3 protein-coding genes are annotated in these 2726 nt (G+C 72.8%); 1 reads left to right on the top strand and 2 read right to left on the bottom strand.

Translation table 11 applies throughout. The features are described 5' to 3' along the window. Positions 1-105: 105 nt before the first annotated feature. Positions 106-654, bottom strand: coding sequence for a TetR/AcrR family transcriptional regulator (locus ACZ6NC_RS41870; protein WP_465739137.1), 549 nt, complete (start codon positions 652-654; stop codon positions 106-108). A 176-nt stretch (positions 655-830) separates the two neighbouring features. Here ACZ6NC_RS41870 and ACZ6NC_RS41865 point away from each other — a divergent pair, with 176 nt between their 5' ends. Continuing rightward, positions 831-1622 carry an SDR family NAD(P)-dependent oxidoreductase gene (locus ACZ6NC_RS41865; RefSeq protein WP_465739136.1) on the top strand — a complete coding sequence of 264 codons (792 nt, stop codon included), beginning with the start codon at positions 831-833 and terminating at the stop codon, positions 1620-1622. Positions 1623-1748: 126 nt separating this feature from the next. Here ACZ6NC_RS41865 and ACZ6NC_RS41860 read toward each other — a convergent pair whose 3' ends face one another. Further along, on the bottom strand, positions 1749-2483 hold the full coding sequence (locus tag ACZ6NC_RS41860; RefSeq protein WP_465739135.1) for a helix-turn-helix domain-containing protein: 735 nt from the start codon (positions 2481-2483) through the stop codon (positions 1749-1751). Positions 2484-2726: the final 243 nt, after the last annotated feature.

The following is a 2726-nucleotide window of genomic DNA, read 5'->3' as shown; positions in this document are numbered from 1 at the left end:
GGGGGGGGGGGGCGGGTGGTGGGGGGGGTGTTTGGGGGGGGGGGGGGGGGGGGGGGGGGGGGGGGGGGGCCGCCCCCCCCCCCCCCCCCCCCCCCTCCCGGCGTTTCAGCGGGGGCCGAGGCCGTCGAGGAGGGTGTCGACGACCCGGGCGGCGAGTTCCTCCGGGGTGTCGTCGGTGCCGGGGTGCGGCTGGGCGGCCTCGTGGATCAGGGCGTAGTAGACGCGGCGGACCCAGGTGAGGTCGGCGTCGGGGCGCAGGATGCCGGCGGCGCGGGCGTCTGCGAACAGGCGGTCGCAGCGCTCCAGCACCTCGGCGTGGATGCGGGCGATCTCCGGGTCGTCGGGGAGGGCGGCGCCCATCGCGAAGCCCCAACCGATCTTCACCCTGAGGACGTTGGCGGTCACCTGGTGCAGGGCGACGAGCGGCGGGGTGCTGTCGCGGACCGCCTCGACCGCCGCGTGGAACTGCCGGGTGGCCCAGGCGGTGAGGGCGGCGAGCAGGGCGTCACGGGTGGCGAAGCGGCGGTGGACGGTGGTGCGGGCGACGCCGGCGGCCTCGGCGATCTGCTCCATCGTCGCGGCCGGGTTGGCGCTCAGGACGCGTTCGGCGGCTTCCAGGATCGCCCGGACGGTGCGCTCGGTGTCCGCTCGCATCGGCCGCCTCTCTCTCGTTCGGGTGGTCGGGCTCGTCCGTGTGGTCGGGCCTCGTGGTTCGGCCGAAGGGTACAGCGGAGTTGCCACTCGCCTGATAGTTGCAACATCTGTGATGCATGTCTTAGCTTACTTGCGTCATGAGTGACGCAACTTTGTGAGCGTTGGAGGGGTGCAACATGGACATGCAGCTGAGCGGCAAGGCCGCCGTGGTGACCGGGGCGAGCCGGGGGATCGGGCTGGCCGTGGTGGCCGCACTGGCGGCCGAAGGGGTGCGGGTGGTGGCGGGCGCCCGGACGGTGACGCCCGAGCTGGCCGCGACCGGGGCCGTCGCCGTCCCGGTCGACCTGTCGACGCCGGACGGTCCGGCCCGGCTGATCGAGGCGGCGACGGCCGAACTCGGCGACGACATCGACCTGTTGGTGAACAATGTGGGCGGCGGCGACGGCGGCGGGGACCAGGTGGGCGGCTTCCTCTCGTTCGGCGACGAGCACTGGCGGCAGTCCTTCGACCTCAACCTGATGGCGGCCGTCCGCACCACCCGGGCCGCGCTGCCCGGGCTGGTACGGCGGCGCGGCGCGATCGTCAACATCTCTTCCAACGGCGCCCGGATACCGCACGCCGGGCCCGTCCCGTACACCGTCGCCAAGGCCGCGCTGACGGCCTTCGGGAAGGCGCTGGCCGAGGAGTTCGGGCCGAGCGGGGTGCGGGTCAACACCGTCTCGCCCGGCCCGGTGCGGACGGCGATGTGGGAGTCGCCGACCGGCTACGGCGCCGCCCTGGCCACCGCGTTGGGGCTGGAGCAGGAACAGCTGCTGGCCGCACTGCCGGGGACGGTGGGCATGACCACCGGCCGGCTGGTCGAACCGGCGGAGGTGGCCGCGCTGGTCGTCCACCTGGCCTCGCCGCTCGCGGGGAGCGTCACCGGGGCGGACTTCCTGATCGACGGCGGCTCGGTGAAGACGGTCTGAGGCAGGGTGGAGGGGGGGGGGGGGGGGGGGGGAGCCCCCCCCCCCCCCCCCCCCCCCCCCCCCCCCCCCCCCCCCCCCCCCCCCCCCCCCCCCCCCACCGACGGCCCCGCCCGGTCCGCACACGGCTCAGGCCGTGCGGTCCGAGGGCGTTGTGGTCTTGGTGTGGAGGATGTCGCGGGCCTGCTCCGCGGCGCGGGTGATGCTCTCGCTGATGAACTCGACGAAGCGGGCGATGTTCTCCAGGCGGATGGCGGCCGGGGTCTGGGGGCCGAGGATGCCGACGCCCTGCCGTGCGGTCTCGGCGAGCTGGGCGGTGCCGCGGGCGCTGGCCATCATCGACTGGTACCAGACGTCGTCGTCGACGCGGTAGCGCTCGCGGCGGCGTTCGTCGCGTTCCCGGCTGACGAGGCCCTGGCCTTCGAGGAACGTGATCGCCTTGGAGATGGACGCCGGGCTGACCTGGAGGCGCTGGGCGAGTTCGGCGGCGTTGAGGCTGCCCTCGTCCGTGAGGGTGAGACAGGTCAGCACCCGGGCCGTCATGGTGGGCAGGCCCGAGGCGATGAGGATGGTGGTGAAGAGCTCCTCGTACTCGCGCACGGCCTCGGGGTCGCGTCCGTGGGGCTGCGGGGGTGTCTGCGCCCCCTGGGGTGCGGTCGGCCTGCGCCGGTGGGTGCGGCGTTCGGTGGCGCGGTGGGCCAGGTCGGCGCGGTAGGTGGTGGGGCCGCCGTTGCGCATGACCTCGCGCGTGACGGTCGAGGTGGGGCGGTCGAGGCGTCGGGCGATCTCCGCGTAGGCGAGGCCGTCGGCCAGTCCCAGTGCGATCTGCTGGCGTTCCTGCTGGGTGAGCCTGCCTCCCGGCATTGCGGTCTCCTTCGTGGTCCGTGGTGTCTCCGGACTCCAGAGTAGCGTTCACTTTCCATCCAATGCAACGCAAAGGGTGTCTGGCGTTGCGTTAGATTCAGCCCCGGTGCAACGATATTTGTGCTCTGACCTGCATTGATGCTGATTGTGCGCAACAAGCTTGTTGCCTGATGCTCGAACGCAACGTAGCTTTTGCGAAGTCAGAAACAACGAGTGCAGGAGAGACACCATGCAGAAGTTCGC

The organism is Kitasatospora sp. NPDC041988 (assembly GCF_055588525.1).
Note: the sequence above shows the minus strand (reverse complement) of the source record. Positions and strands in the feature narration are given on the sequence as shown.

What these genes read in the sequence shown, in the direction of transcription:
- ACZ6NC_RS41870 (WP_465739137.1), bottom strand. Translation starts at nt 654, where the DNA reads ATGCGAGCGGACACCGAGCGCACCGTCCGGGCGATCCTGGAAGCCGCC.
- ACZ6NC_RS41865 (WP_465739136.1), top strand. Translation starts at nt 831, where the DNA reads ATGGACATGCAGCTGAGCGGCAAGGCCGCCGTGGTGACCGGGGCGAGC.
- ACZ6NC_RS41860 (WP_465739135.1), bottom strand. Translation starts at nt 2,483, where the DNA reads ATGCCGGGAGGCAGGCTCACCCAGCAGGAACGCCAGCAGATCGCACTG.